Source organism: Dyella sp. (genome assembly GCF_036568765.1).
GTDB lineage: Bacteria > Pseudomonadota > Gammaproteobacteria > Xanthomonadales > Rhodanobacteraceae > GSA-30.
Genome location: NZ_DATCRY010000251.1, coordinates 1 through 2,878, shown reverse-complemented (window position 1 = coordinate 2,878; position 2,878 = coordinate 1). Strand labels below are relative to the sequence as shown.

Annotated in this window: 1 protein-coding gene; it reads left to right on the top strand. The window is 62.3% G+C overall.

Annotation, left to right across the window (positions count from 1 at the left end; genetic code table 11):
- The coding region (gene mfd / locus VIM98_RS16745) for a transcription-repair coupling factor (protein ID WP_331994254.1) at window positions 1-2,719 on the top strand (2,719 nt) is incomplete at its 5' end.
- Window positions 2,720-2,878: the final 159 nt, after the last annotated feature.

Here is a 2,878-nt window from a genome sequence, read left to right as displayed (position 1 = left end):
GTACCAGGATATGAAGGAAGGCGTCACGCCGGGCGGCATCGAATACTACCTGCCGATGTTCTTCCAGCAGACGGCGACGCTATTCGACTACCTGGCCGAGTCGGCCGTATTCATGCTTGCCGAAGGCGCGCTGGAGGCAGCCGAGCAGTTCTGGCAGCAAACAGGCGACCGCTACGACCAGCGCGCGCACGATATCGAGCGCCCCGTCCTGCCGCCCGCCGAGTTGTATCTCGCGCCGGAACAACTGCGTGAGCAGCTCAACAAACGCCTGCGCGTGGAAATCGTGCCAAGCGGTCACGAGCACGCGATCGATATCGGTACGCAGCCGGCACCGGAACTGCCGCTCAATCGTAAAGGCGAAGAGCCGGGCACGTCGCTGCGCCACTTCTTGTCCAGCTACCGCGGCCGTGTGCTGATTGCAGCCGATTCGGCCGGTCGCCGCGAGGCCCTGATCGAAACATTGGCAGGTGCCGGGCTCAAACCCGCGAGCATCGAGAGCTGGCAAAGCTTTGCCGCACCGGACGCGGCAACGCCGTTCGCGATTACCACGGCGGCGCTTGAGCAAGGCTTCGCACTTACTCAGCCACCGCTGACCGTGCTGACGGAGCGCGAGCTGTATGGCGAACGCGTGCGCACCGAGCGGAAGCGGAGACGCGGTGCGGAACGGGATCCGGAAAGCATCATCCGCGACCTGACCGAGCTGACGATCGGAGCGCCGATCGTCCATGTGGATCACGGCGTGGGGCGTTATCAGGGTTTGATCTCGATGGACGTCGGCGGTATGGCTGGCGAGTTTCTGACCATCGAGTACGCCAAAGGCGACAAACTCTACGTGCCGGTGGCCCAGTTGGGCCTGGTCAGCCGCTACTCCGGTACTGCACCGGAACTGGCACCGCTGCATTCGCTCGGTGGCGACGCCTGGGAACGCGCACGACGCAAGGCTGCCGAGAAAGTCCGCGACGTCGCCGCCGAGCTGCTTGCGATCTATGCCCAGCGCGAGGCACGCGTAGGCGAATCGCTCAGCATCGATCGCCAGATGGTGGAGGAATTCGGCGCCAGCTTCCCGTTCGAGGAAACCCCGGATCAGGAACACGCAATCGATGCGGTACTGAGCGACCTCGCCGCACCGCGCGCCATGGACCGTGTGATCTGCGGCGACGTGGGCTTCGGCAAGACCGAGGTAGCGTTGCGCGCCGCTTTCGCCGCAGCCACCGCCGGCAAGCAGGTGGCTGTGCTGGTGCCCACCACGTTGCTGGCGCAGCAGCACTACCGTAACTTCGCTGATCGTTTCGCCGACTGGCCGGTGCGCGTGGATGTGCTCTCGCGCTTCAAGTCCGGCAAGGAAGTGACCGAGGCGCTCAAGCGCCTGGCTGAGGGCCAGATCGACGTGATCATCGGCACGCACAAATTGCTGCAGCCGGATATCAAGTTCAAGCAGCTCGGCTTGGTGATCGTCGATGAAGAACAACGCTTCGGTGTGCGCCAAAAGGAGCAGTTGAAAAAATTGCGCGCGGAAGTCGACTTGCTGACGATGACGGCGACACCGATTCCACGCACGTTGAACATGGCCATGAACGGCCTGCGCGATCTTTCGTTGATTGCCACGCCACCCGCACATCGCATGGCGGTGCGTACGTTTATCTCGGCCTGGGAGCCGGCGCTGATCCGCGAGGCTTTCCAGCGCGAGCTGCAACGCGGCGGTCAGGTGTACTTCCTGCATAACGAAGTCAGCAGCATCGAGCGCACCGCGCGTGAAGTAGGAGAACTGATCCCCGAGGCGCGCATCGGCATCGCCCACGGCCAGATGCCCGAACGCGAGCTGGAACAAGTGATGGCCGATTTCCATCGCCAGCGCTTCAACGTACTGGTATGCACGACGATCATCGAGACCGGTATCGATATCCCGACGGCCAACACCATCATCATCGACCGAGCCGACCGCTTCGGCCTGGCGCAATTGCACCAGCTGCGCGGGCGCGTAGGCCGCTCCCATCATCGCGCGTATGCGTATCTGGTCGTTCCGGATCGCAAGGCGATGACGGCCGACGCGGAAAAGCGCTTGGAGGCGCTGGCCTCGCTCGAAGAACTTGGCGCGGGCTTTACGTTGGCCACGCACGATCTGGAAATTCGTGGCGCAGGTGAACTGCTCGGCGATGAGCAGTCGGGACAGATCCAGGAAATCGGCTTCGGACTTTATACCGAACTGCTGGAACGCGCCGTGCGCGCGTTGAAGTCGGGCAAGGTGCCGGATTTCGATCTGACCAGCGAACACGAGACCGAGGTGGAGTTGCACCTGCCGGCCTTGATCCCTGACGACTACCTGCCCGATGTGCACACGCGCCTGACGCTATACAAGCGAATCGCCAGTGCGCGTAACGAGGACGCCCTGCGCGACCTGCAAGTGGAAATGATCGACCGTTTCGGCTTGTTGCCGGATGCGACCAAGCAGCTTTTCGCTGTAGCCGGGTTGAAACTGATGGCTACTCCGCTGGGCGTGCGCAAGCTCGACTTCGGACCCAATGGCGGCCGCATCGTATTCCGCGACAAGCCGGAAGTGGACCCTATGGCGATTATCCGGCTGATCCAGAAACTGCCGCGCGTATACAAGCTGGAAGGCCAGGATAAGCTGCGCGTGACGCTTGACCTGCCGGGAGCGACGGAACGGATTCGCAGTGCGCAGGAAGTGCTGGTCTTGCTGGGCGCGCGGCGGCTTGCGTGAGGCTATTTGGAGACTGATGGGAACCTCGAAAAACTTGCTTTCTGTGGGAGCGACTTTAGTCGCGACAATCGTGCCTCACCGCAAGTCCTTGTCGCGACTGAAGTCGCTCCCACAACGATAGGATCCGCTTTCGCTATATTCGGGCGATTGAGAGGTTTT